Below are 23,294 nucleotides of genomic sequence, written 5' to 3' on the forward strand. Positions count from 1 at the left end.
CCCTCTCCGATTCCTGAGTATCAAGAGTCGATTAGGGTGAAAAGGGGTATTTTAGGGTGAAACAGGGTAATTGCGCCCCAAATGGGCAAAAATGTGCTCAGTTGATCAAGCAAAGCGGGCTCCGGCGCCGAAACGCCAGCCGCGGGAAGCCGAAATTCGGGTGGTAATGGGGCCGCGACCTCTCAGTCGGCGGCGGCGCCTATCCAGAGCGGGCGCAACCAGCCGCGCGCGTCGGCTCCGCGCAAGCGCGCATCCAGCCACTCCATCGTGTCGGCATGGCGCAGATGCGCCGCCCAGCGGGGCTGCGGCTGCCAGAGCGGGGCGAACAGCATATCGGCGTCACCGACCAGCCACGCTTCGCCCTGCCCGATCCGGCAATGGAGCAGATGACCGCCCGCGATCCGCACGCAGGCAGGCGGCACCTGCGTAAAGCGGCCGGCGCTGAACAGCCGCAGGCGGGCGCCGCCGACATCGACGGCGATCGGCCTTGTCTCGGCATTGGGCGCCGCGGCGAGCGTGATGCCCCAATGGTCGAGCAACGGGGTGAGCAGACTCGTCACCGGCGGATTGCGCGGATCGCCCAGCGGGTGGCGCGGCGGCCAGCCCGAAAGCGCATCGGCGAGGATCACCGCGCGCCCGCCGCCACGCGCAAAGGCGTCGATCGCGACAAGATCGCGCGGTGCAAGCGCGGGGGGATGCGCGAGCAACAGGGCATCGCCGCGCGCGAGCGGGTGGTCGGCAAGACTGTCGACGAGCCGCAGCGGCCCGCCGCGTGCAATCCGGTCGAGTGCGGGGTCGTCGCGGGCGCCCTCGGCAAGCATCGCGGCCAGATCGCCGCCCGACCAGCGCAGCGGCAGGCTTGTCATCATCGTCACCGGCACGGCGCGCGGCGCCGGAGCGCGATAGGCAAGCGCCAGCAGCCCGTGTGCGGCGGCAAACCAGCTAAGGATCGCGGCGGCAATCAGCAGCACGCGAAAAAGCCCGCGCGGCCGCGCGGCCTGGACCATACAGTCCGCACCAACTGCCACCACACTCCCGCAACCCGCGCTCAGCACGAGTTGCAGCCAGGGGAAGGCTCCCGCGAGCCAGGCCGCAAGCAGCGCCTGACCAATCAGCGTCAAAGCAATCGCGACGCCAAAGGCGGCGCGGCGTTCAGTTCGGGAAGCGCGGCGCGCCGTCCACGCCAGCGCCGCCAGCGGCAACGGCCATAGAGGCAGCAGCAGCGCGGGATCGATCCGGCCGAGCATCGCCTGTCCGCCGACGAACCAGCCCAGCGCCAGCACCGCGGCCGCCGCCAGTGCGCCACGCAGCAGAGCGCCGGGAGGCGGCAATGTCACTGTTTCGACTGGCGAACGCGCTCGAGTTCAGGATCGGGTTCGAGGTCGGGGACGGCGGGCGCGGTCGGCACCTTCGCCGCGGGGTCGTCGTTCTGCTCCTTCGAAACCGGCTGCACGCCCAGCTCCTCGAGCGGCGCGCTCGCGGGCTTCTGGTCGGCGCCCGGCACCTTGACCTCCGCCGCAGTGTCGGGGTCGGCGGCGGCGCGTTCGCGCGCCCGGTCGCCGATCAGCCCCGCCATCCCGACGAGCAGCAGGACGGTCAACACCCCGGCAATGCCGATCTGGAGCCGCCGCATCGCATCGTGCGGCGGCGGCGGTGGCGCTTCAGCGGGCGCCGCGGGGTTCGGCGCGATCGCTGGCTTGATCTCGGGCTTGCTGCTCATGCTGCCGCCTCGGCGAGGCCTTTGCTCGCCAGCCATTCGGGATTGTAGAGCGTCGACAGATAGCGAAAGCCGCTGTCGCACAGGATCGTCACGATGCGCTTGCCGGGACCAAGTTCGCGCGCGAGCGCCATCGCGCCCGCGACATTGATCCCCGACGACAGGCCGACGCACAACCCCTCGTCGTCGAGCAGGCTGCGACAGACCGCGAGGCCTTCGGCATCCGAAATGCGGAATTGCGTGTCGATCGGCGCGCCGTCCAGATTGCCGGTGATGCGGTTCTGCCCGATGCCTTCGGCGACGCTCGACCCTTCGGGTTTCAGCTCGCCGCACTTGTAGTAATTATAGAGGCCGGCGCCGTGCGGATCGGTCAGCGCAATGGTGATCCGCTCGTCCTTGGCCTTGAGGCCCAGGCCGGTTCCCGCGATCGTGCCGCCGGTCCCCGCCGCGCAGGTGAAGCCGTCGACGCGCCCCTCCATCTGCTGCCAGATCTCCTCGGCGGTGCCGCAGATATGCGCCTTGCGGTTTGCGATATTGTCGAACTGGTTGGCCCAGATCGCATTGTCGGTTTCTTCGGCGATGCGGCGCGAGGTGTGGACGAAATGGCCGGGGTTTGCGAAGGGCGCCGGCGGGACCAGCACCAGCTCGGCACCAAGCGCGCGGATCGTCGCCATCTTCTCGGCACTCTGATTGTCGGGCATGACAATGATCGTCCGGTAGCCGAGCGCGTTGCCGACGAGCGCCAGCCCGATACCGGTGTTGCCCGCCGTACCCTCCACTATCGTCCCGCCCGGCCGCAGCAGGCCGTTCGCTTCGGCATCGCGGACGATGTAGAACGCGGCGCGATCCTTCACCGATCCGCCGGGGTTCGCATATTCGCACTTGGCCCAGATTTCGCAGCCCGTGGCTTCGCTGGCGCCCCGCAGCAACACGATCGGCGTGTTGCCGATCAGGTCGAGGCTGTTCTTCGCATTGATCATGTCCTTGATCTAGGCCCGCGCCCCTGCGCCTGCAAGACAGCTTCGCTTGCGGCTTGTATGGCCGCGCTTTGTCGACGAACGGGGCACCGGCGCCGACCAACGACGGGATCCGGTCCCAGCGCGGGGTTGCATCTGTAACAGTATATCATTACTGCGCCCGTCGAACTCGTCACGATATAACAGGAAATTGTCGCCATGCGCTTGCTCCCCGTCACCAGCCTGACCCTCGCCCTACTCCTCTCCACCCCCGCTTTCGCGCAGCAGGGCGCCGCCCAGTCGGGCAGCGACGATGATTTTCACACCGACCAGGGCATCGTCGTCACCGCGCCCTATGTCCGTAGCCTCGACATCCTGGGCAATGTGTCGGTGATGCAGGGCGAAAAGCTGGCACAGGATATTCGCGGCCAGATCGGCGACACGCTCGCATCGCAGCCCGGCGTATCGTCGAGCAGCTTCTCACCCGGCGCGTCGCGCCCCATCCTGCGCGGCTTCTCCGGCGAACGCGCCGCGGTCCTTGTCGATGGCCTCGGCGCGATCGATGCGTCTTCGACGTCGGCCGATCATGCCGTGTCGATCGATCCGCTGACCGCCGATCGTATCGAAATTCTGCGCGGCCCGTCGGTGCTGCTCTTCTCGAGCCAGGCCGTCGGCGGGGCGGTGAACGTCTTCGACCGCCGTATCCCGCGCGCCATCCCCGAAAGCCCCGCCCACATCGATGCGCTCGCCAGCTATGGCACCGCGGCGCAGGACAAGAGCATCGGCGCCTCGATCGACGTGCCGCTCGGCCAGCGCTTCGTCGTCCATGCTGACGGCAATTATCGCGATTCGAACGACGTGCGCGTCGGCGGGCTGATCTATGCGCCTGCACTGCGCGCGCATCTACTCGACCTCGCCGCCGATGCGAGCGCCGGCGGCGACGCCGAGGAAGCGGCGCGGCTGACTGACGCCGCGAACAGCCGCGGCCGCGTGCCGAACAGCCAGAGCACGAGCAAGAGCGCCGGCGTCGGAGCCGCCTTCGTCGACGACGGCGGGTCGCTCGGCATCAGCTTCGGCTACCTCGAGGACGAATATGGAATCCCACCGCGCGCCGACATCAACGAGCTGCCGACGATCAAGGCGCGCCAGTATCGCGTTGATGTGCGCGGCGAGGTCAATCTGGGCGACGGCCTGTTCGACAAATTGCGTATCCGCGGCGCCTATGCCGACTATGCCCACACCGAATTCGACGATGGTCAGCCCGGCACGCGCTTCACCAATCGCGGCATCGAGGCGCGCGCCGAACTCGCCCAGAATGATCGTGGCGGCTGGCGCGGTGCGAGCGGGGTCCAGTACAGCTTCCGCGATTTCGCGGCGATCGGCGACGAAGCCTTTCTTCCCGCCAACGAAACGACGCGCCTCGCCGCCTTCACGCTGCAGGAGCTCGAACGCGGCCCGGTGACGCTCGAAGGCGCGCTGCGTTTCGAAAATTCCAAAGTAGCGGCGAACAGCATCGGCTTCGACCGCTCGTTCGACAGCCTGTCGGGCGCGGCCGGCCTGTCGTATCAGCTCGCCGACGGCCTTAAGGCCAGCGTGTCGGTTTCGCGTAGCGAACGCGCGCCCTCGGCCGAAGAGCTGCTCTCGGACGGGCCGCATGCCGCAACGCTGACCTATGAACGCGGCAACCCCGATTTCGCCAAGGAAACGAGCTGGGGCGGCGAGGCATCGCTCAAGTTCACCCGCGACGGCTGGTCGATGGGGCTGACCGGCTATGCAAGCTGGTTCGACAATTTCATCTATGAAACCGACACCGGCCTGATCGCCGACGACTTGCCGCTGTTTGAATTCCGCCAGAACAAGGCGCGGGTATGGGGATTTGAATTTCAGGGCACCGCCCCGCTGGCGCAGGCGGGGGGCTTCAACTTCGTTGCCGACGCGACCGCCGACATGACGCGCGCCAAGATCGTCGACGGTCCCTATGTCCCGCGCATCCCGCCGCTGCGCATCCGGGGCGGGCTCGAAGCGCAGAGCGACCGCGTCGATGCACGCGCCGAGGTCGAATGGACCGACGACCAGACCCGCATCGCGCCGTTCGAGACCGCGACCAAGGGCTTTACGCTGGTCAACGCCTCGCTGACCTGGCGCCCGCTTCCCGACACGAAGAATCTGTCGCTGACGCTGGCAGCCGACAATATCTTCGACGTCGATGCCCGCCGCCATGCGAGCTTCACCAAGGATTATGTGCCGCTTGCCGGCCGCGACATCCGCATTACCGCGCGCGCCAGCTTCTGACCGCGTGCCGAAAAAGGGGCCGGGTTTCCGTGCGAAACCCGGCCCTCTTTTTTGCCCCTTGGCTTCTAGTGGCTCAGAAACTGCTGGCGGCGGTTCCAGTAAATTGAACTGGCCGCGGCATAGGCGCCGACTTTTTCCCATACCGATTGATCGACGCTTTCGACATCGACGCCGGCGGCGGTATAGGCATTAATGATCGTGTTGATCTGATCCTCGGTCATCTCGCTGCTGAGATCCGGGTTGGCCCCCTTCGGCCCGAAGTCGAGCGAGCGATCGACCGGGTCGACCGACAGGCCGGCCTTCCTGATCTGACCTGCGAACCATTCGCGCGACACGCGGGCAAGATTATAGTCGAAATAGACATCCTTGCGATCGGCCGCGATCCCGTTCTTCGTCATACAGTCGGTCGAGAGCGCACCGAACTGTTCGAACAGCGGCCGCGCGGCGTCGCTGTCACTACCCGCCATCGCCGCGCCGATCTGCGCGCGCAGGTCGGGCGAAACCGTCTTGGCGACGCAATCGAGCGCGGCTCCGTCCTGCGCCAGCGCGGCGCCGGGCACGCCCGCGAACCCGAGTGCAACCGCCGCTATCCAAATCCTTGTCATTTCTGCTTTTACCCCCTGAAACGCGCCCCTCAGGACAGCATGGCCATGCCGCCGTTCACGTGCAAGGTCTGTCCGGTGACATAGCCCGCTTCTCTCGACGCGAGATAGACAACGGCGGCGGCGATATCGCTCCCCTCGCCCATGCGGCCCGCGGGGATGCGCTGGTTGAGCGCTTCCTTCTGCGCATCGGGCAAATCGTCGGTCATCGCAGTTGCGATGAAACCGGGAGCGACGCAATTGGCAGTGACGCCCCGGCTCGCCAGTTCCTGCGCCAAGGCCTTGGTCATGCCGGTCACGCCCGCCTTCGACGCGGCATAGTTCGCCTGCCCCGGATTGCCGGTGGCTCCGACGACGCTGGTGATCGAGATGATGCGGCCGAAGCGCGCCTTCATCATCGGCTTGGCGGCAGCGCGCGCGAGGCGGAAATTGGCCTCGAGATTGATGCGGATGACGTCCATCCACTCTTCGTCCTTCATCCGCATGATCAGATTGTCGCGCGTCACGCCCGCGTTATTGACGAGGATATCGAGCTGACCAAGCGCCTCGACCGCGGAGGGCACGAGTGCGTCGACCGCCGCGGCATCGCCCAGGTTGCACGGGAGCGCGACATGATCGCCGCCCAGACTATCGCGAAAGGCATTCAGCTTGTCGGCATTGGACCCCGACACCGCAAGCCGCGCGCCCTGCGCCGCAAGCGCCTGCGCGATTGCGGACCCGATGCCGCCACTGGCGCCGGTAACAAGCGCGGTCATACCGGTGAGATCGAACATATTATTCTCCTGGAATCCGTTTTCAGAGCGTCTTGAGCAATGCCTCGATGTCGTCCATCGATATCACGCTCACCGTCTCCACATCACCCGATGCGCTGCGCTTGACCATCGGGCCGAGCACCTTGCCGCCGAATTCGACGAACTGTGTCACCCCGATTGCTTCCATGGCGCCGACGCTTTCGCGCCAGCGGACACGGCCCGTCACCTGTTCGACGAGCAGGTTGCTGATGGTATCGGCATCACTCACCGGACTGGCGGTGACGTTCGCGATCACCGGCACCAGCGGCGCCGTCGGCGGGTTGGCTCCTAGCGCCTCGGCCATCGCATCCGCGGCGGGCTGCATCAACGGGCAGTGGAAGGGTGCGGACACCGGCAGCAATACGCCGCGCTTGATGCCATAATCCTTTACCATCGCCACGGCGCGCTCGACTGCGCCCTTGTGGCCCGAGATGACGACCTGCGACGGATCATTGTCGTTGGCGACGGTGCAGACCTCGCCCTCGGCCGCGGCGTCGGCGAGCTTCTGCGCAGTGTCGATGTCGGCGCCGAGCAGCGCCGCCATTGCGCCGACCCCGACGGGGACCGCCGCCTGCATAGCCTGCCCGCGCGTTTTCAGAAGCCGCGCAGTCGTCGCCAGGTCAAAGGCACCGGCAGCGCACAGCGCGCTATATTCGCCGAGGCTGTGGCCCGCGACATAAGCGGCCTTGCCCGACAGCGTCACGCCGCCGTCCCGTTCGAGCACGCGCAGCGTGGCGATCGCGTTCGCCATGATCGCGGGCTGGGCGTTTTCGGTCAGCGTAAGCTGATCTTCCGGCCCTTCGCTCATCAGCTTGAAAAGATGCTGGCCGAGCGCCTCGTCGACCTCCTGAAACACCTCGCGCGCATGCGCCGACGCCTCGGCGAGCGTCTTGCCCATGCCCACGGCCTGGCTGCCCTGACCCGGAAAGATGAATGCGCGCATGACCTAGCCCCTTCTCGTCGGCCCCGCGAAGGCGGGGGCCGCTGTCGTTTTACACCTTGCCGTCGACCAGGCCGACGACGCCCCCCGCCTTCGCGGGGGCGACGGAAAGTGCCGCGCCTATTCGCTCACCCCGCGCGATGCAAGCCGAAGGGCACGACCTTGTTGGCCACGTCATGGCCGATGTCGGCGCGGCCAAGCCAGGTGATGCCGGTCCGCGCGCACCAGTCCTGCGCGATTTCCTCGGCCTCCATTCCGAACGGCCGGTCGTTTTCGGGAATGTCGCTGACGCGTCCCAGCCGGATGCCCGCCAGACCGCGCGGCGCCAGACAGGTCGCGACATGGAAAAAGGCGCGGTCGAAGGCGTAGAGATATTCGCTCACTTCTTCGACGATCAGCAGATGCCCCGACAGATCGGGCTCGAGCGGCGTGCCGAGAAGCATCGACAGCGTCATCAGGTTGAACGCGGCATGGCGCGCGCCGTGCCGCAGGCCGGGCTCGCAGGCCGCCGGATCGCGCGCGACGAGCCAGTCGAGCGCCCGCGTCACCGCCGCTTCACCGCCTTCGCGCCGGATGTCGGCGACCATCGGGCCGTGCGCGACATGATCGAAGCCCTCGCGGTACAGGCAGCCGAGCAGATTGCCCTGATCCGAATAGCCGAGATAGGCCTTGTGGCGCGCCGCCTCGCCCATGGCGGCGACGGCATCCTCGGCGATGCGGCAGGCACCATAGCCGCCGCGCGCGAACCAAATCGCGTCGATGTCGGGGCGGTTGGCCATCGCCACCAGCGCTTCGCGCCGCACCGCATCGGCGCCCGCAAAATGCCCGTGAACGACAAAGCATTGCGGATCGAACACCAGTTCGACCTCGGGATAGCCCAGCGCCGCAATGGCCCGCACCGCTTCCGCATCGTCGGGAAGAATGGGGGTGGAGGGGGCAATGATGCCTATGCGCATGACTTGAAATAACCCAACGATCCGTTCGCATCGAGCGAAGTCGAGATGCCCCTCGGCCTTGCGCCAGTTGCAAACCCTTCGCCAACGCCATATCGCGCCGGCATGGCCGAAAACAAATCCTATTTCTTCTGCGGCATCGGCGGATCGGGGATGCTGCCGCTCGCGATGATTGTCGCGGCGCGCGGCGCGGCGGTCGCGGGGTCCGATCGCAGCCGCGATCAGGGTCGCAGCGCCGACAAGTTTCACTGGATCGAAAGCCGCGGCATTGCGCTGTTCCCGCAGGATGGCAGCGGCGTTGCCGCCGGGCAGACGCTCGTCGCTTCGGCGGCGGTCGAGGACAGCGTGCCCGACGTCGCAGCGGCAAACCGGCTCGGCCTGCCGCGCCTGACGCGCGCCGAACTCAACGCGGCCCTGTTCAACGAAGCGGGCCGCGCGGTCGGCGTCGGCGGGACAAGCGGCAAGTCGACCGTCACCGGCATGATCGGCTGGATCCTCGATCGCGCGGGCGCCAATCCCACCGTGATGAACGGCGCGGTAATGCGCAATTTCGCCGACGATCAAACCCCCTTCGCTAGCGCACTCGTCGGCGATACCGCGACTTATGTCAGCGAAGTCGACGAAAGCGACGGGTCGATCGCCCTCTACCAGCCCGACGTTGCGGTCGTCACCAACATCAGTCTCGACCACAAGAGCCTTGCCGAACTGCACAGCCTGTTCGGCGATTTCGCGGCCAAGGCGCGCGTTGCCGTGGTCAATGCCGACGATCCCGAATCGGCGCCGCTGCTGGCGGGAGGAAACGTCCTGCGCTTTGGATTTTCGGAGAGCGCCGCGATGCGCGGCAGCGACTTCGAGGCGCTTCCCGACGGGTGCCGCTTCAAGGTCCATTTCGCCGGCGACACCCACGCGGCGGTGCTGCGGATGCCCGGCCGACACAATGCCGCCAATGCGCTCGCCGCAATCGCCGCCGCGCGCGCGCTCAACATTCCGGTCGTCCGCTCGGTCGAGGCGCTCGCCAACTTCGCCGGGCTCGCGCGCCGGTACGAGGTGCTCGGCCAGGCGAACGGCGTCACCGTGATCGACGATTTCGCGCATAATCCCGACAAGGTCGCCGCGACGCTCGCCGCAGTTGCCGAGCTTCCCGGCCGCGCTTTGCTCTTCTTCCAGCCGCACGGCTATGGCCCGCTCCGCCAGATGGGGCGCGAGCTTGCCGCCAGCTTTGCGCGCGGCATGCGTCCCGGCGACCGGCTCTTCGTCTGCGATCCCGTCTATTTCGGCGGCACCGTCGATCGCAGCATGGGGAGCGAAACGCTCGTCGCCGACATCGTCGCGGGCGGTGCCGACGCTGTCCATGTGCCGGTCCGCGCCGATTGCGGCGCTGCGATGGTGCAGGAGGCGGCGCCCGGCGACCGTATCCTGATCCTCGGCGCGCGCGACGACACACTCACCGATTTCGGGCGGGAATTGCTGGAAAAGCTTGCATCGCGCGCTTGATTAATCCCCGCGAATCTGTATAGGCGCGCTCATTCGGGGCGAGGCCACGTTGCCATCGCCCCGTTTGCTTTGCACCAATACGCAAAGCCGGACGACAGCCGGAGGGGTTTCGCGATTGGCGCGAAATCAGCGATCGGCCAAATCGAAGGACGCAAACCATGCCGTTTTACGAGCATGTTTTTATCGCGCGTCAGGATCTGAGCCAGGCTCAGGTCGATGCGCTCGCCGAAGGCATCACGAACATCGTGACCGAATTTAAGGGTCAGGTCCACAAGACCGAAACCTGGGGCCTGAAGCAGCTCGCCTACAAGATCGCGAAGAACCGCAAGGGTCATTACGCGATGCTGTCGGTCGAAGCGCCGGGCGAAGCCGTCGCCGAAATCGAACGCCAGGCGGCAATCAACGAAGACATCATCCGCTGGATGACCATCAAGGTCGACGAACTCGAAAAGGGTCCGTCGGTAATGATGCGCAAGCAGGAACGTCGGGGCGGCCGTGGCCGTGACCGCGACGGCGAAGAATAAGGAAAACGACCATGGCACGACCCTTTTTCCGTCGCCGCAAGACCTGCCCCTTCAGCGCGAAGGACGCACCGGTCATCGATTACAAGGACGTCCGCCTGCTCCAGGGTTACCTGTCGGAGCGCGGCAAGATCGTCCCGTCGCGGATCACCGCGGTGTCCACCAAGAAGCAGCGCGAGCTGGCGAAGGCGATCAAGCGCGCCCGTCACATCGGCCTGCTCCCCTACATTGTGAAGTAAGGAGCGCGGACCGATGGAAATCATCCTGCTCGAACGCATCGAGAAACTGGGCGGTATCGGCGACGTCGTCACCGTCAAGAACGGCTTTGCCCGCAACTATCTGCTGCCCAACAACAAGGCACTGCGCGCGAACGAAGCCAACAAGAAGCTCTTCGAAGCCAACCGCGCGAAGATCGAATCGGACAACGCCGACCGCCGCGCCGCGGCAGAAGGCCGCGCGAAGGACATCGACGGCAAGCAGGTCGTCCTGATCCGTCAGGCGTCGAACACTGGCCAGCTTTACGGTTCGGTTTCGGTGCGCGACATCCTCGACGCGCTGATCGAAGACGGTGCGACGAACCTGACCAAGGCGATGTTCGAACTCGAACGTCCGATCAAGTCGCTCGGCCTGTTCGACGTCAAGGTGAAGCTGCATCCCGAAGTCGCGGTCACCGTGGGCGTCAACGTCGCCCGCTCGCCGGACGAAGCCGAAATGCAGAAGCAGGGCATCGACGTCATTGCCGCCATGTTCGAAGAAGAACAGGCTGCGGCGGCTGCGGTTGCTCTCGAACCCGACAGCGAAGACGAATTCGACGACGCCACCCCGCCGTCGGACGCTCCGGCCGCGGAAGCGCCGGCCGCTGACGAGGACGAAGACGCTTAACGCATCTTCGGCTCGCACGAAACAAAAAGGCCCCGGAACCACATCGGTTCCGGGGCCTTTTTCGTGCGCGGGCTATTTCGGGAGACCGGCTTTGGGGTGGGAGCCTGCGCCGGGATGACGATGGAAGAAAAGTCGGCCAACCTCCACAATCGGTCGCTGTCCGCCCTCAGCGTTCAAGCATCAACCATCGCATGATACTCCGCTTCCGCAAGGAAGCGTTCGGCGTCGAGTGCGGCCATGCAGCCCATACCCGCCGCGGTGATCGCCTGGCGATACACCTTGTCGGTCACGTCACCCGCCGCGAAGACGCCCGGCACCGCTGTCAGCGACGTGCCCGGCGTCACCGCAAGATAGCCGTCGGCGTCGAGCGGCAGCTTGCCCTTGAACAATTCGGTCGAGGGGCTGTGGCCGATGGCGACGAAGCCGCCGTCGGTGCGCTCGTGGCTCGCCTCGCCCGTCATCGTGTCGATCAGGTCGACGCCGACCAGCCCCGCCGTCCCTTCGCCCGCGACGAAGCGATCGACCTTCTTGTTCCAGAGCACCTTGATCTTGGGATTGGCGTGCAACCGGTCCTGCAAGATCTTTTCGGCGCGCAGGCTGTCGCGGCGGTGGATCAGCGTCACGTCGTCGCTATGATTGGTCAGATACAGCGCCTCTTCGACCGCGGTGTTGCCGCCGCCGATCACCACCACCTTTTTGCCGCGATAGAAAAATCCGTCGCAGGTCGCACAGGCCGAAACGCCCTTGCCGCCCAGTTCCTGTTCGCCGGGAACGCCCAGCCATTTTGCCTGCGCCCCGGTCGCGATCACCAGCGTTTCGGCGACATAGACGTCGCCGCCGTCGCCGATCAGACGGAACGGCCGCTGCGACAGGTCCACGTCGACGATCGTGTCCCAGATCATGCTGGCGCCCACATGCGTCGCCTGCGCCGTCATCTGCTCCATCAGCCAAGGGCCCTGGATCACTTCGGCAAATCCGGGATAGTTTTCGACGTCGGTGGTGATCGTCAACTGCCCGCCCGGCTGCAGCCCCTGCACCACGATCGGCTGCATCCCGGCGCGCGCCGCGTAGATGGCGGCCGAAAGCCCTGCAGGGCCGGAACCGAGGATCAGCATCTTGGTGTGGTGCGTGGCGGGCATGACGGTCTTTCGTTGTTGGCGGCTATGAGCGAGGACGCCCAGATGGGTGTTGCCAATCGCGCTAGCAAGGGACAGGCTGCACGCCAAGGGGAGAGACGGGAATGGCGAGTTGGTGGGAACGTCATGGGGTGCCGCGGCTGATCAAATGCGCCTGCTCGCAGGGGCAGATCATGAAGGCGCGCAGCAAGGTGGTGCCGGCGGCATCGGGCGACGTGCTGGAGCTTGGCTGCGGCGGCGGCATCAATATGGAATTTTACGATTGGAACCGGGTGACGCGCTTCACCGGGCTCGATCCGTCGCCCGAACTACTCGCGATGAGCCGCGCGGCGGCGCAGGCGCGCGGCATCGCGGCGACGATCGAAGGTGGCATCGGTGAAGCGATGCCCTTCGAGAGCGGCCGATTCGACACCGTCGTCACTACCTTCACCCTCTGTTCGGTGCACGATCAGGCGGCGGTGCTGGCCGAGATCCGCCGCGTGCTCAAACCGGGCGGAACCGCCTTGTTTCTGGAACATGGCGGCGCCCCCGACGCGGGGGTTGCGCGCTGGCAACGGCGGATCGAGCCCGTCTGGAAACGCATCGGCGGCAATTGCCATCTGACGCGGCCGATCGCCGACGCCTATGCGGGCGCGGGCTTTGCGGTGGAACGGCAGGCGGCACATTATATGCCCAAAACCCCTCGCCCTTTCGGCTGGGTCGAATATGGAACCGCGCGCGCTCCTGCCTGATTACCGAGCGCAGCAATTCCTTAATATGGGCCGCCTAGACTTGGGGGCGAAGGATCGGATTCGCGTGCGTCATCAATACCCTCTTCCGCTGCATCACAGCTGGCCGCTTTTCGAGCGGGGACATCATTTCGATCTGGGCTGGGTCGACCGGCGATCGATCCGTCCGCCGGGCCGCACGCCAGCGATGGCCGACGACGCGGCCGCAGTCATGGAGCGCCACGGCGTCGGCAGTTGGACCTGCGACCTTGCCGACGATCATCTTGTCTGGTCCGACACAGTCTATGACATCTTCGGTCTGCCGCGCGGCGTCGAAGTCGCGCGCAGCGATGCCGTCGCGCTCTATCGCGAGGAATCGCGCGCCGCGATGGAAAAACTGCGCGCGCACGCGATCACCCATCGTCGCGGCTTCACCCTTGATGTCGCGATCGAAGCGTCGCGGCGCAAACCACGTTGGGTCCGGCTGATCGCCGCACCGGTTTGTGAAGACGACCGCGTGGTTGCGCTGAACGGCTTCAAATATCTGATCGGCGCTTAATTCGAACCCGATTCTCGTTCCGGCATGGCCACTCCCGGTTCCTATCCACGAAACCCGCTTCATAGACGGGCAATTACCGCCGCCCTTCCCTAACATGTCGGATTAACTTACAGTTTACCATAAGCCGGTGGCGGCGAATCCCTGATTTGCGCCACTGGCACATCCCTTGCTTCGGATGGTGGCGATGCTGAAGAAAATCGGACGGCTGTTTATCATCAAGACCAGGTTCGAGGCCTGCCTGATCATCTATGCATTGGCGGCGGGTGCCATGGCGCGCGGAACAGCCTATCTGCATGAATTTCCGGGGTACGGCGGCCAGTTGCTGCTCGTCGCGTGCAGCGGTTCGGTATTTCTTGCTGGCGCCAAAATCTTCGACTGCCTGCGCTACGAGCAGGCCGAAAGGCGAGCGGCCGAGCCACCCGCCGGCTAGGATCAGGTAACTGGTGAGGTGCTTCCGTCCACGGCCAAAACATGCCAAAGCCATGGGCATGAGCAGGATCAGCGGCCGCCCGGTCATCGGCACCGAACATCTTTATGGCCTCGCGCTTCGCACGGCGCGCTGGCGTAAAGGCAGCACCGGGGTGCCGTTGCTGTTCCTCAACGGGATCGGCGCCGACATCGCCGCCGCGGCACCGCTGCTCGCGCAGATACATGGGCGCGAGGTGTGGACGCTCGACATGCCTGGCGTCGGCGGGTCGCCCGACGCAATCCTTCCCTATACCGCGCCGACAATGGCCGCGATCGTGATGGAGATTGCCGAACGCTTCGGCCACCCGCAGCTCGACCTTGCCGGCTTCAGCTGGGGCGGTGCGTTGGCGCAGCAGATCGCGGTGCAATTTCCGGCACGTATCCGGCGCATGGTCCTGATGGCAACGACGCCGAGTGTAGGGGCACCGGGAATCGGGTGGGCCGCGCTGCTCGACGACGACATGCTGGCGAGCGGACTGAAGCTTCCCACCGCAACGCCGCTTGGCCTCACTTATCAGGCGATGGCAATGGCCGGCTGGACCAGTGCGCCTATGCTGCCGCAGCTCAAGAACACGCCGACGCTGATCCTGATGGGCCGGCGCGACGGCGTCGTGCCGGCGGCGCACGGCCAGGCGATCGCCGATCTGATCGACGGCGCGATACTGGAAGTCGTGCCGGGGTCGCACCTTTTCCCCTTCACCCACGCCGCGAACACGGCGGCGCGGATCAGCGCTTTTCTGGAGCAGCCGGCAGAGGCGACGGCGGAGCAAGCCGCCGCGTAAGGAAATCCGCGATCGTCATCGCGGTGGCGTCGGGCGCTTCCTCCATCGGCAGATGGCCGACATCGTCGAGCAGAACGACCTCCGATCCCGCAATCCGGTCGCGAAAGGTCAGCGCGGCGCTCGGGTTGATCAGCCGGTCCCGCTTGCCGAAAAGGATGAGCACCGGCACCTTTATCTCGCCGATCCGGTCGGCCATCGCGGGCTCGCGGTCGAGCGTGGCGCGCAGCGCCGTCGCCTCGCGATTGCCCGGAAAGCGGAGCAACTCCCAATAGCGGTCGACCATCGCATCATCGACGATGCCGGTTTTCGCGACCGATTGGCGGAGCGACTTTTCGACCAGCGAGCGCGGCGTGATCTGTCCGGCGAGCCAGCGTCCGACCGGATTTTTGAGAAGCCGGAAGCCGAGATTCGATTGGGGCGCCTTTTCGGCTTTTCGCAGCGGCATGCCCGCCGCATCGAGCAACAGGAGCGCATCGACGCGTCCCGGCTCGGCGAGCGCATAGCGCCACGCCACCCAGCCGCCCATCGAATTGCCGCCCAGGATGAAATGATCGAGGCCGAGCTTGGCCGCCACCACATCGACCGCGGCAATCATCCCCGCAGCGCTGTAATCCTTGTCGGGCGTGCCGCCGGTCAGGCCATGCCCCGGCAGATCGAGCGTCACGATCCGGTAATCGCCGCCGAGCCTTTTGACGAGCGGCTCCCACGTCTGAAGGCTGCTGTTCGACCCGTGGAGCAGCACGATGGTGCGGCCGTCGCGCCTGCCCTGATCGCGATAATGGATTCGCTGCCCTGCCGGCCCCGCCGCGAAGCTCGCGTCGGGGCCGGCATATTTGGCGATCATGGCATCGCGGTCGGTGTCGGGCGTGCGCAGCGCAAGGAAGATCGCTGCGATGACGAGCAACACCGCCAGCGGGATGAGCACCCGCTTGCGGCGGAAGAGCGGCCGCCGCGGCGGCAGCGGTTCATATTCGTCGTCGTCGATCATCGTCCGTCCCCTCGACCCGCGCGCAAACCTAGCGTGCCGGGGGCGGGCGTCAACCGACCCGCTTCACCGATCCCTTGTGCGCCCCGACCCCGCCGCGCGGACGAAAGCGACGCTTGCGCTGCGGCTGTGCGCCGTCGCCGGCCGCTGCCTCGCGGCGCGGGCCGCGATGGCCGCCGTCGCGCGAACCGCCCTCGCCATGCCCCTTGCGGCGCTGCGCATCGTCGCGCTGGCGCTGCGGGTCACGACCCTTGCTGCCGGTGTCGCGCGGCGGCTGTGCCGGCTTGGGCAGATTGCGAACCATCTCGCCGAAATTGTCGGGCAGCTTCGCCGGCTCGGCCTTGGTCCGCGTCACGCGTTCGATATCGCGCAGATAGGGGCGCTCGTCAGGCGCGACAAAGCTGATCGCAACACCCTCCGCCCCGGCGCGCGCGGTGCGGCCGATGCGGTGAACATATTGTTCGGGGACGTTCGGGATCTCGAAATTGATCACATGGCTCACCCCCGACACGTCGATGCCGCGCGCTGCAATGTCGGTCGCGACGAGCAATCGGACCTGACCCGAACGGAACGCCTGCAGCGCGGTCGTGCGCTGCGCCTGGCTCTTGTTACCGTGGATCGCAAAGGCTTCGATGCCCGCGCCCTTCAAATGGCGGACGACGCGGTCGGCGCCGTGCTTCGTGCGCGTAAAGATCAGGGCGCGGTCGATGTCCTCGCTACGCAGCACATGATGGAGCAGCGCCTGCTTTTCCTTCTGCTCGACGAAGGTCACGCGCTGGCGAATCTTTTCGGCAGTCGTCGCCTGCGGCGCGACCGACACGGTGACCGGATCGTTCAGGAACTGATCGGCAAGGCCCGCAATCTCCTTCGGCATCGTCGCCGAGAAGAAGAGATTCTGGCGCCGCGACGGCAGCAGCTTGGCAACGCGGCGCAGCGAATGGATGAAGCCCATGTCCATCATCTGGTCGGCTTCATCGAGAACGAAGATTTCGACATCGTCCATGCGCAGCGCACGCTGATCGATCAGGTCGAGCAGGCGGCCCGGGGTGGCGACGAGAATATCGACGCCCTGCGCGAGGTCACGGATCTGCTTGTTGATCGGCACGCCGCCAAACACGGTCGAAACGCGCAGCTTGGTGAAACGACCATAGTCGCGGCAGCTTTGCGCAATCTGCGCCGCGAGCTCGCGCGTCGGCGCCAGCACCAGCATGCGGCAGCCGCGCGGATTGGCGCGATGCGGATAGGTCAGCAGATGGTGGATCGACGGCAGCGAGAAACCGGCCGTCTTGCCGGTACCCGTCTGCGCGATGCCGCATAGATCGCGGCCCTTCATCAGCGGCGGGATCGCCTGCGTCTGGATCGGGGTCGGGGTTGTATAATCCTTGGCGGCAAGCGCGCGATTGATGTCGGCGTGCAGGCCAAAGTCGTTGAAACTCGTCATAACATACTCTCAATGGGCGACGCGCACAGCGCCCGTTCGCATCGAACGGACGGCGCACGGCCGCGGGTTCGAAACGACCCGCGTGAAAGGGTGCCTCAAGGGACAAAGCGCGGTGCCGGCTCGTCCCGCGCTGGCGGCCTTTACGGCGCCTCGGGCGGGAAAATCACGCTGCCGGTGGTTGCGGCGGTGAAGTCCGCCATGCTGCGCTGCACAAGCATATGGCGAATATTACGCGAAATTGCAAGATGATTACTCGGGCCGGGATTGCCCCCCTCGCCGGTTCGTGCTGATCTTGATCCTGCAAGACCGAATAAAGGGGAGAGCCGGAGCGCCATGCCGGAAAAGATTATCGTCATCGACGAAGGCACGACATCGACCCGCGCCATGCTTTTCGACGCGAGCGGCACGCCGCTCGGCAGCGCGCAGCGCGAGTTTCGCCAGCATTATCCGGGCCCCGGCCTCGTCGAACATGATGCCGAGGAAATATGGCAGGCGACCCTCGCGTGCACGCGCACGATGATCGACAAGGCGGGCGGCGCGGCCAATATTGCCGCGATCGGCATCACCAACCAACGCGAAACGATCGTGTTCTGGGACCGGACGACCGGCCGGCCGCTCGCCCCCACAATCGTGTGGCAGGATCGGCGGACCGCCGCCGATTGCGCGAAGCTCAAGGAGGCCGGTCACGAACCGGTGGTACAGGCCAAGTGCGGTTTGCTGCTCGATCCCTATTTTTCCGGCAGCAAGATCGGCTGGGCGCTGCGCAACTGGCCGCAGTTGGCCGAGGCGGGCGATCGGCTTGCCGTCGGGACGATCGAATCCTATCTCGTCTATCGCCTGACCGGCGGCGCGCATGTGACCGACGCGACCAATGCCTCACGCACGCTGTTGATGGCGATCGACGGCGATGAGGGCTGGGACGGCGGCCTGTGCGACCTGTTCGGCGTTCCCATGCGACTGCTGCCCGAAATCGTCGATTGCACTGCCACGGTCGGCACCACCGACCCGGAGCTGTTCGGCGGCGCGATCCCGATTGCGGGGATGGCGGGCGACCAACAGGCGGCAACGATCGGCCAGGCCTGTCTGGCTCCGGGCCAGACCAAGGCAACCTTCGGCACCGGCGCCTTCATCCTGTCGGCGAGCGGCACGGAACGGCCGCATTCGGCCAACCGGCTGCTCGCGACAATATTGGTTCAGGAAAACGGGCGCCGCAGCTATGCACTCGAAGGATCGGTATTCGTGGCGGGAAGCCTGATAAAGTGGCTCCGTGACGGCCTCGGCCTGCTCGCGAACGCAGGCGAGAGCGAGGCGCTGGCCCGCTCGGTTCCGGATAATGGCGGTGTTTATCTGGTCCCCGCGCTTGCAGGACTCGGTGCGCCGCACTGGCGACCCGATGCGCTCGCTGCAATATCGGGGCTGAGTTTCGCGAGTGGCAAGGCGCATGTCGCGCGCGCCGCGCTGGAAGCACAAGCCTATCAGGCGCATGATCTGAAAGCCGCCTTCGCGGCCGATGGCGTCGATTGGGCCGATCTGCGGATCGACGGCGGCATGGCGGCGAACGACTGGATGGCGCAGGATCTGGCCGACATGCTCGCCTTGATCGTCGAGCGACCCGAATTTGTCGAAAGTACCGCCCTCGGCGCCGCGATGCTGGCGGCCTGCGGCGCGGGACTCTACCCCGATCTCGCCACCGCCGCGGGGACGATGCGCGGGCGTGCGACGCGCTTCATCCCGGCGCTGACCGACGCGCGACGCAAAACGCGCCTTGCCGGCTGGCAAAGCGCGCTCGCGAAAATCTTGACCTGATCGTCGCCCCTGCGAAGGCGGGGGGTGACGTCGATCAGCGCTTGAGGGTAAGGCCGCCGAAGCGCTTGTTGAACTTGGCGACCTGGCCGCCCTGATCGAGCAGGCGCTGGTTGCCGCCGGTCCACGCCGGGTGCGCGGTGGGGTCGATTTCGAGCGTCATCACGTCACCTTCGCTGCCCCAGGTCGAGCGCGTCTGATATTCGGTGCCGTCGGTCATCTTGACCGTGATCATGTGATAGGCCGGATGGATGTCTTTTTTCATGTCTTAAGCTCCTGTGCCGCTGGTTTCCGACCAGCGGCGTGAGTCGGTACGATCCCCGCAGGGGGCCGCGAAGCGGCTGCCCCTAACGACGAACGGAAGGAATTGCAACCCGCCGTATTGCCGGGCGGGCGCGTGTCATTCAATCGCTGGGCGGGTCGGCGATCATCGCGGTGAACTGGCATTCGGTTGCCAGTTGATCGCCCAGCATCGCCCGGCCTTCGAACTTGCAGATGTTCCGCTTGGCCTGCAGGATCGTGACGTGCAGGTCGAGCAGATGGCCCGGCTCCACGGGTTTGCGGAACTTAACCCCGTCGATCCCCATGAAATAGACAAGCTTGCCCGACCCCGCGAGACCCAGCGATTCGATCGCGAGCACCCCGCCCGCCTGCGCCAGTGCCTCGATAATGAGGACACCGGGCATGATCGGCCGGCCGGGAAAATGACCCTGGAAAAAGGGCTCGTTGATCGTGACCGCCTTCACCGCATGGATGCTGGTGTCGCGGACCATCGATTCGACGCGGTCGACGAGCAGCATCGGGTAACGATGCGGAAGCAGACTCAGGATCCGGCGGATATCCGCCGGACCCATCGTCTTGTCGTCACTGTCGGTCATGCGCGCTTAGCGGGTGACCGGCGGCGTGCCGCCCGACGCGGCCGGCTGGGCAGCCGCGGCGGCGCGCGCCTGGTCCATCGCCTGCTGGTTCTTCTGCTGCACGAGCTGGCCGGGCTTGTAACCCGCCGGCGGCGTGATCGACACGTTCGGCAGAATGCGGTTAAGTTCGGTAACGACCGCATCGGTGATGTCGGTGCTCGGGTCACGCGCCAGCACGGCGTCGGGCTGCAGCAGCAGGTCGACCTTCTTGGCGGTCATCGCGGCGCGGATCGCCTCGTTCATGCGAACGCTGATCTGATCCTCGACATAGGCGATCGCGAGGTCGACGGGTTCGCCGATCTTGTTAAGCTCGGCGGAAGCCGCCTGGCGCTTGTCCTGCACGGCCTTGGCAGCGGCCTGGAGCGCAGCCTGATTCTGCGGCGTCTTCTTCGCTTCCTCATTATATTTGGCCACCAGCACGTTCAGTTCGGCCTGCAGCGTCTGACCGCGGGTTTCCTGCTGGTCGATCTGCGCCTTGTAGGTCGTCTGGATCTGCTGCGATGCGACGGTGAAGGCGTTCGAACGCGAGGCCGCGACGCGAACGTCGGCGAGCGCGACCGATTTTGCCTGTGCAACGGCCGGAGCCGACAGAAGCGGCGAAACCGAAAGCGCGGCAATGGCGAGCGCCGAGGCGGCAATAATTTTCTTCATCAGAATTGTGTTCCTACATTGAATGAGAAGCGTTTCGTATCGTCACCCTCTTCTTTGCGAAGGGCGTAAGCGAAGTCGATCCGGAAAGGACCAAACGGAGAGTTCCAGTTGACGCCGGCGCCAATCGCGACGCGCGGTTTCCAGCTGTCGCCCAGATAGCGTTCCTCGAATGGTGCCAGCGGCGTGAAGCCGTTGGTGGCGTCGCAAGTGGTATATTGCCCAGTCGGCGTCACCACACCGGTCGTTGTGTCGGTGACGACGGTCTGACTCGCAAATGTCGTCGCGCCGGTCGAGGCATTACGGCAAAGATATTTGGTGATACCATCGGCCGGGTCTCTGAAATCGGCCAGCGTTGTCAGCGTCGGGCGCTTAACGCCCCAGACCGACCCGAAGTCGAGGAATACCGACGGGCGAAGGCCGAGCTCCTTGGCGCCGCTGCCGAGCGGAATATCGACCTCGAACCGCCCCTTGTAATAGGCGCGTCCGCCCAGGGCGTCGTCGACGCGGGCATTGTCCGACGTGTCGAGGATCGGGTTCATGGGATCGGTCAGATCGACATTGCCGTAGCGCACGACGCGGGGGCCGACGCCGCGGATGTCGAAGCCGCGCAGTTGCGGTTCGCCAAGGAAAAAGCGGTCGGTCAAACGCACCTTGTCGCTGGTCGGCGACGGAGCATCGCCAAGGGGATAGATATAGCCGCCTTCGGCTGAGATGTTCAGGATGAACTTGCTGCCGAGGTTGAAATGCTTGCTCGCCGTCGCGGTCGTCCGGACATACCGAACACTGCCGCCGAGGCCGGCAAAATCCTGTCCGAGCGTGAAGGACTGACCGCGCGTCGGGCGCAGGCGGTTGTCGCGATCGTCATAGGCGATGGTGTATCCTACGAGCGACGTCGTGCGCTTGCCGATCGCGTCGCAAAGATAGCGGCCGGCGACCAGCGGGTCGCAATTGCCCCCGAAATAATAGAGATTCTTGTCGAGCGTCACATCGTCGAGATTGAGGCTGTAGCGGCCGAACACCGACATGAATTCGGTAAGCGGAACACCCATATTGACCTGGAAGCCCGTCGTAATCTGCTGGAAGGTCGTCTGGCGGTTGTTGTTGATGAAGTTGAACGAGTTGAGGTCGCGGCGATAGATGCTGCCGCCAAGCGAGATGTTGCGGTCGAACAAATAAGGCTCGGTGAAACCAAGTTCTACCGACTTCGAATAGCTCGAATAATTGACCGATGCCTGAAGCTGCTGGCCGAGACCGCGGAAGTTGCGCTGGCGGATCGACGCCTGGAGCAGAAAATTCTCGATCGACGAGAAACCAGCGGAAAGCGACAATTCGCCCGTTGGCTTTTCCTCAACATTCGTTTCGAGGATGATGCGATCTGGAGTCGAGCCTTCCTTGCGCTCGATCTCCAGCTTGTCCTGGAAATAGCCAAGGCTGTTCAGGCGGTTCTCGGTGCGCTTGACGCCGAAGCTGTTGAAGGCGTCGCCTTCGTTGAGGCGAAACTCGCGGCGCACCACCTTGTCATGCGTCAGCGTGTTGCCGTTGACGTCGATACGCTCGACATAGGTGCGCGGACTTTCGCCGACGTCGAAAGTGATCGCCATCGTCCGCGTTTCGGGATCGCGGCGGAATTCGGGATTGATGTCGGCGAAGGCATAGCCGAAGAGGCCGGCGGTTTCGCTCAGGCTTTCCACCGTATCTTCCACAAGCTTGGCGTCGTACCAGTCGCCCGTCTTCATCGGCAGCAGGCGCTTCAGCGTCTCCGGCTTGAAGTCGCGCAGCTGGCTCTTCACGTCGATGTCGCCGAATTTGTAGCGCTCGCCTTCTTCCACCACATAGGTGATGATGAAGTCCTGCTTGTTGCTGGTCAGCTCCGCCACCGCCGAAATCACGCGGAAGTCGGCATAGCCGTGCTGGAGATAGAAGAGGCGCAGCTTCTGCTGGTCATAGGCCAGACGATCGGGATCGTAGGTCGTGTTCGACGACAGGAGATTGCCGAGGCTGGCCTGCTTCGTCGCCATTTCGCCGCGCAGTTCGCCGTCGCTGAACTGTTCGTTGCCGATGATGTTGATCTGGCGGACCTTCGACTTCGGCCCTTCGTCGATCTCGAACACCACATCGACGCGGTTCTGGTCGAGCTGGACCATCTTGGGATCGACGGTCGCGGCGAAGCGGCCCTGCCGCTTGTAGAGTTCGATGATGCGCGCGACATCGGCGCGGACCTTCGAGCGGGTGAAAATCTGCCGCGGCGCAAGCTTGATCTCGGGCCGGATCTTGTCTTCCTTCAGCCGCTTGTTGCCTTCGAGGATGACGCGGTTGATGACGGGGTTTTCCGTCACCTGGATCGTCAGCGCGCCATTGTCGTCGCTGATCTGATAATCCTTGAACAATTCGGTCGACGCCAGATCCTTGAGCGCCTGGTCGAGCACCGAACGGTCATAGGGCTGCCCCACGCGCAGGCGCAGATAGGAGAGGATCGTCTGCGCCTCGAGCCGCTGGTTGCCAACGACGGTGATCGTCTTGATCGTCGCCGCGGTCGGCGCCGCCTCGGTCGGCGGAACGGGCAGCGTCGATGTCACGGGCGGCGGGGTGACTTGCGCCAGCGCCGCAACCGGCCACGCCAGCATCGACCCGGTCATAAGCACCGCGGTCAGTCGCGTCCGTGCCGAAAATTTCTGTGAAGCCACACCGTTCATCCCG

The 23,294-nt window shown here is 65.3% G+C and carries 24 protein-coding genes; 10 read left to right on the forward strand and 14 right to left on the reverse strand.

Annotation, left to right across the window (positions count from 1 at the left end):
• Positions 1-182: 182 nt before the first annotated feature.
• The 3 genes from ACT17R_RS03405 to ACT17R_RS03415 are packed head-to-tail and all read right to left on the reverse strand — an operon-like array spanning position 183 to position 2,697.
• Positions 183-1,337 (reverse strand): Gldg family protein, encoded by a 1,155-nt coding sequence (locus ACT17R_RS03405; protein ID WP_444808995.1) that lies wholly within the window; start codon positions 1,335-1,337, stop codon positions 183-185.
• Positions 1,334-1,720, reverse strand: a complete 387-nt coding sequence (locus tag ACT17R_RS03410) for a hypothetical protein (protein ID WP_062768711.1) — start codon at positions 1,718-1,720, stop codon at positions 1,334-1,336. The genes ACT17R_RS03405 and ACT17R_RS03410 overlap by 4 nt, the downstream gene beginning before the upstream one ends.
• Positions 1,717-2,697, reverse strand: coding sequence for a cysteine synthase A (locus ACT17R_RS03415; protein ID WP_062900570.1), 981 nt, complete (start codon positions 2,695-2,697; stop codon positions 1,717-1,719). The genes ACT17R_RS03410 and ACT17R_RS03415 overlap by 4 nt, the downstream gene beginning before the upstream one ends.
• 195 nt (positions 2,698-2,892) lie before the next feature.
• Between ACT17R_RS03415 and ACT17R_RS03420 the strand changes: the two genes are divergently transcribed.
• A complete protein-coding gene (locus ACT17R_RS03420) occupies positions 2,893-4,965 on the forward strand; it encodes a TonB-dependent receptor (RefSeq protein ID WP_217372605.1) in 2,073 nt (690 codons plus the stop codon).
• Positions 4,966-5,030: 65 nt separating this feature from the next.
• On the opposite strand, the gene ACT17R_RS03425 is transcribed toward ACT17R_RS03420, so the two are convergent.
• The 4 genes from ACT17R_RS03425 to ACT17R_RS03440 form a co-directional block, all read right to left on the reverse strand.
• Positions 5,031-5,570, reverse strand: coding sequence for a hypothetical protein (locus ACT17R_RS03425; protein WP_186402663.1), 540 nt, complete (start codon positions 5,568-5,570; stop codon positions 5,031-5,033).
• A 29-nt stretch (positions 5,571-5,599) separates the two neighbouring features.
• A complete protein-coding gene (fabG, locus tag ACT17R_RS03430) occupies positions 5,600-6,340 on the reverse strand; it encodes a 3-oxoacyl-[acyl-carrier-protein] reductase (RefSeq protein WP_003040073.1) in 741 nt (246 codons plus the stop codon).
• 22 nt (positions 6,341-6,362) lie between these two features.
• Positions 6,363-7,301 (reverse strand): ACP S-malonyltransferase, encoded by a 939-nt coding sequence (fabD, locus tag ACT17R_RS03435; protein ID WP_062900573.1) that lies wholly within the window; start codon positions 7,299-7,301, stop codon positions 6,363-6,365.
• Positions 7,302-7,426: 125 nt separating this feature from the next.
• A complete protein-coding gene (locus ACT17R_RS03440) occupies positions 7,427-8,254 on the reverse strand; it encodes an LD-carboxypeptidase (RefSeq protein WP_062900574.1) in 828 nt (275 codons plus the stop codon).
• Positions 8,255-8,356: 102 nt separating this feature from the next.
• Between ACT17R_RS03440 and ACT17R_RS03445 the strand changes: the two genes are divergently transcribed.
• From ACT17R_RS03445 to rplI, 4 genes are all read left to right on the forward strand, one after another.
• Positions 8,357-9,745, forward strand: a complete 1,389-nt coding sequence (locus ACT17R_RS03445; RefSeq protein WP_062900575.1) for a Mur ligase family protein — start codon at positions 8,357-8,359, stop codon at positions 9,743-9,745.
• Positions 9,746-9,903: 158 nt separating this feature from the next.
• Entirely contained in the window at positions 9,904-10,269 is a 366-nt protein-coding gene (gene rpsF, locus ACT17R_RS03450; RefSeq protein WP_003040085.1) for a 30S ribosomal protein S6, read from the forward strand.
• Positions 10,270-10,280: 11 nt separating this feature from the next.
• On the forward strand, positions 10,281-10,505 hold the full coding sequence (gene rpsR / locus ACT17R_RS03455) for a 30S ribosomal protein S18 (RefSeq protein WP_003040094.1): 225 nt from the start codon (positions 10,281-10,283) through the stop codon (positions 10,503-10,505).
• 13 nt (positions 10,506-10,518) lie between these two features.
• Positions 10,519-11,148, forward strand: a complete 630-nt coding sequence (gene rplI, locus ACT17R_RS03460) for a 50S ribosomal protein L9 (RefSeq protein WP_058812625.1) — start codon at positions 10,519-10,521, stop codon at positions 11,146-11,148.
• A 173-nt stretch (positions 11,149-11,321) separates the two neighbouring features.
• Here rplI and trxB read toward each other — a convergent pair whose 3' ends face one another.
• Positions 11,322-12,287, reverse strand: a complete 966-nt coding sequence (gene trxB, locus ACT17R_RS03465) for a thioredoxin-disulfide reductase (RefSeq protein ID WP_444808996.1) — start codon at positions 12,285-12,287, stop codon at positions 11,322-11,324.
• A 101-nt stretch (positions 12,288-12,388) separates the two neighbouring features.
• Here trxB and ACT17R_RS03470 point away from each other — a divergent pair, with 101 nt between their 5' ends.
• The 4 genes from ACT17R_RS03470 (at position 12,389) to ACT17R_RS03485 (ending at position 14,800) form a co-directional block, all read left to right on the forward strand.
• Positions 12,389-13,015, forward strand: a complete 627-nt coding sequence (locus ACT17R_RS03470) for a class I SAM-dependent methyltransferase (protein ID WP_062900577.1) — start codon at positions 12,389-12,391, stop codon at positions 13,013-13,015.
• Positions 13,016-13,079: 64 nt separating this feature from the next.
• Positions 13,080-13,550 carry a hypothetical protein gene (locus tag ACT17R_RS03475; RefSeq protein ID WP_062902960.1) on the forward strand — a complete coding sequence of 157 codons (471 nt, stop codon included), beginning with the start codon at positions 13,080-13,082 and terminating at the stop codon, positions 13,548-13,550.
• 184 nt (positions 13,551-13,734) lie between these two features.
• Positions 13,735-13,980: a hypothetical protein gene (locus tag ACT17R_RS03480; RefSeq protein ID WP_186402661.1), complete on the forward strand. Its 246-nt coding sequence runs from the start codon at positions 13,735-13,737 to the stop codon at positions 13,978-13,980.
• A gap of 58 nt (positions 13,981-14,038) precedes the next feature.
• Positions 14,039-14,800 carry an alpha/beta fold hydrolase gene (locus tag ACT17R_RS03485; protein ID WP_444808997.1) on the forward strand — a complete coding sequence of 254 codons (762 nt, stop codon included), beginning with the start codon at positions 14,039-14,041 and terminating at the stop codon, positions 14,798-14,800.
• Here the strand turns inward: ACT17R_RS03485 and ACT17R_RS03490 are convergent.
• Both ACT17R_RS03490 and ACT17R_RS03495 read right to left on the reverse strand, forming a co-directional pair.
• Positions 14,745-15,788, reverse strand: a complete 1,044-nt coding sequence (locus ACT17R_RS03490; RefSeq protein WP_444808998.1) for an alpha/beta fold hydrolase — start codon at positions 15,786-15,788, stop codon at positions 14,745-14,747. The genes ACT17R_RS03485 and ACT17R_RS03490 overlap by 56 nt on opposite strands.
• Before the next feature lie 49 nt (positions 15,789-15,837).
• Positions 15,838-17,226, reverse strand: a complete 1,389-nt coding sequence (locus ACT17R_RS03495; RefSeq protein ID WP_062768744.1) for a DEAD/DEAH box helicase — start codon at positions 17,224-17,226, stop codon at positions 15,838-15,840.
• A 333-nt stretch (positions 17,227-17,559) separates the two neighbouring features.
• Between ACT17R_RS03495 and ACT17R_RS03500 the strand changes: the two genes are divergently transcribed.
• Positions 17,560-19,032: a glycerol kinase gene (locus ACT17R_RS03500; protein WP_444808999.1), complete on the forward strand. Its 1,473-nt coding sequence runs from the start codon at positions 17,560-17,562 to the stop codon at positions 19,030-19,032.
• 34 nt (positions 19,033-19,066) lie between these two features.
• On the opposite strand, the gene rpmE is transcribed toward ACT17R_RS03500, so the two are convergent.
• From rpmE to bamA, 4 genes are all read right to left on the reverse strand, one after another.
• Positions 19,067-19,294 (reverse strand): 50S ribosomal protein L31, encoded by a 228-nt coding sequence (rpmE, locus tag ACT17R_RS03505; protein ID WP_003040127.1) that lies wholly within the window; start codon positions 19,292-19,294, stop codon positions 19,067-19,069.
• Between the two features lie 139 nt (positions 19,295-19,433).
• Complete coding sequence (gene fabZ, locus ACT17R_RS03510; protein ID WP_186402657.1) at positions 19,434-19,907, reverse strand: 3-hydroxyacyl-ACP dehydratase FabZ; 474 nt, start codon at positions 19,905-19,907, stop codon at positions 19,434-19,436.
• Between the two features lie 6 nt (positions 19,908-19,913).
• Complete coding sequence (locus ACT17R_RS03515; protein ID WP_062900582.1) at positions 19,914-20,597, reverse strand: OmpH family outer membrane protein; 684 nt, start codon at positions 20,595-20,597, stop codon at positions 19,914-19,916.
• Positions 20,597-23,290: an outer membrane protein assembly factor BamA gene (bamA, locus tag ACT17R_RS03520; protein WP_062900583.1), complete on the reverse strand. Its 2,694-nt coding sequence runs from the start codon at positions 23,288-23,290 to the stop codon at positions 20,597-20,599. Before bamA ends, ACT17R_RS03515 begins: the two co-directional genes overlap by 1 nt.
• Positions 23,291-23,294 lie beyond the last annotated feature (4 nt).

This window comes from Sphingopyxis sp. Q841, from assembly GCF_052384365.1.
Classification (GTDB): domain Bacteria; phylum Pseudomonadota; class Alphaproteobacteria; order Sphingomonadales; family Sphingomonadaceae; genus Sphingopyxis; species Sphingopyxis terrae_A.

What these genes read in the sequence shown, in the direction of transcription:
- ACT17R_RS03410 (WP_062768711.1), bottom strand. Translation starts at nt 1,720, where the DNA reads ATGAGCAGCAAGCCCGAGATCAAGCCAGCGATCGCGCCGAACCCCGCG.
- ACT17R_RS03415 (WP_062900570.1), bottom strand. Translation starts at nt 2,697, where the DNA reads ATGATCAATGCGAAGAACAGCCTCGACCTGATCGGCAACACGCCGATC.
- ACT17R_RS03420 (WP_217372605.1), top strand. Translation starts at nt 2,893, where the DNA reads ATGCGCTTGCTCCCCGTCACCAGCCTGACCCTCGCCCTACTCCTCTCC.
- ACT17R_RS03425 (WP_186402663.1), bottom strand. Translation starts at nt 5,570, where the DNA reads ATGACAAGGATTTGGATAGCGGCGGTTGCACTCGGGTTCGCGGGCGTG.
- fabG (WP_003040073.1), bottom strand. Translation starts at nt 6,340, where the DNA reads ATGTTCGATCTCACCGGTATGACCGCGCTTGTTACCGGCGCCAGTGGC.
- fabD (WP_062900573.1), bottom strand. Translation starts at nt 7,301, where the DNA reads ATGCGCGCATTCATCTTTCCGGGTCAGGGCAGCCAGGCCGTGGGCATG.
- ACT17R_RS03440 (WP_062900574.1), bottom strand. Translation starts at nt 8,254, where the DNA reads ATGCGCATAGGCATCATTGCCCCCTCCACCCCCATTCTTCCCGACGAT.
- ACT17R_RS03445 (WP_062900575.1), top strand. Translation starts at nt 8,357, where the DNA reads ATGGCCGAAAACAAATCCTATTTCTTCTGCGGCATCGGCGGATCGGGG.
- rpsF (WP_003040085.1), top strand. Translation starts at nt 9,904, where the DNA reads ATGCCGTTTTACGAGCATGTTTTTATCGCGCGTCAGGATCTGAGCCAG.
- rpsR (WP_003040094.1), top strand. Translation starts at nt 10,281, where the DNA reads ATGGCACGACCCTTTTTCCGTCGCCGCAAGACCTGCCCCTTCAGCGCG.
- rplI (WP_058812625.1), top strand. Translation starts at nt 10,519, where the DNA reads ATGGAAATCATCCTGCTCGAACGCATCGAGAAACTGGGCGGTATCGGC.
- trxB (WP_444808996.1), bottom strand. Translation starts at nt 12,287, where the DNA reads ATGCCCGCCACGCACCACACCAAGATGCTGATCCTCGGTTCCGGCCCT.
- ACT17R_RS03470 (WP_062900577.1), top strand. Translation starts at nt 12,389, where the DNA reads ATGGCGAGTTGGTGGGAACGTCATGGGGTGCCGCGGCTGATCAAATGC.
- ACT17R_RS03480 (WP_186402661.1), top strand. Translation starts at nt 13,735, where the DNA reads ATGCTGAAGAAAATCGGACGGCTGTTTATCATCAAGACCAGGTTCGAG.
- ACT17R_RS03485 (WP_444808997.1), top strand. Translation starts at nt 14,039, where the DNA reads ATGAGCAGGATCAGCGGCCGCCCGGTCATCGGCACCGAACATCTTTAT.
- ACT17R_RS03490 (WP_444808998.1), bottom strand. Translation starts at nt 15,788, where the DNA reads ATGATCGACGACGACGAATATGAACCGCTGCCGCCGCGGCGGCCGCTC.
- ACT17R_RS03495 (WP_062768744.1), bottom strand. Translation starts at nt 17,226, where the DNA reads ATGACGAGTTTCAACGACTTTGGCCTGCACGCCGACATCAATCGCGCG.
- ACT17R_RS03500 (WP_444808999.1), top strand. Translation starts at nt 17,560, where the DNA reads ATGCCGGAAAAGATTATCGTCATCGACGAAGGCACGACATCGACCCGC.
- rpmE (WP_003040127.1), bottom strand. Translation starts at nt 19,294, where the DNA reads ATGAAAAAAGACATCCATCCGGCCTATCACATGATCACGGTCAAGATG.
- fabZ (WP_186402657.1), bottom strand. Translation starts at nt 19,907, where the DNA reads ATGACCGACAGTGACGACAAGACGATGGGTCCGGCGGATATCCGCCGG.
- ACT17R_RS03515 (WP_062900582.1), bottom strand. Translation starts at nt 20,597, where the DNA reads ATGAAGAAAATTATTGCCGCCTCGGCGCTCGCCATTGCCGCGCTTTCG.
- bamA (WP_062900583.1), bottom strand. Translation starts at nt 23,290, where the DNA reads ATGAACGGTGTGGCTTCACAGAAATTTTCGGCACGGACGCGACTGACC.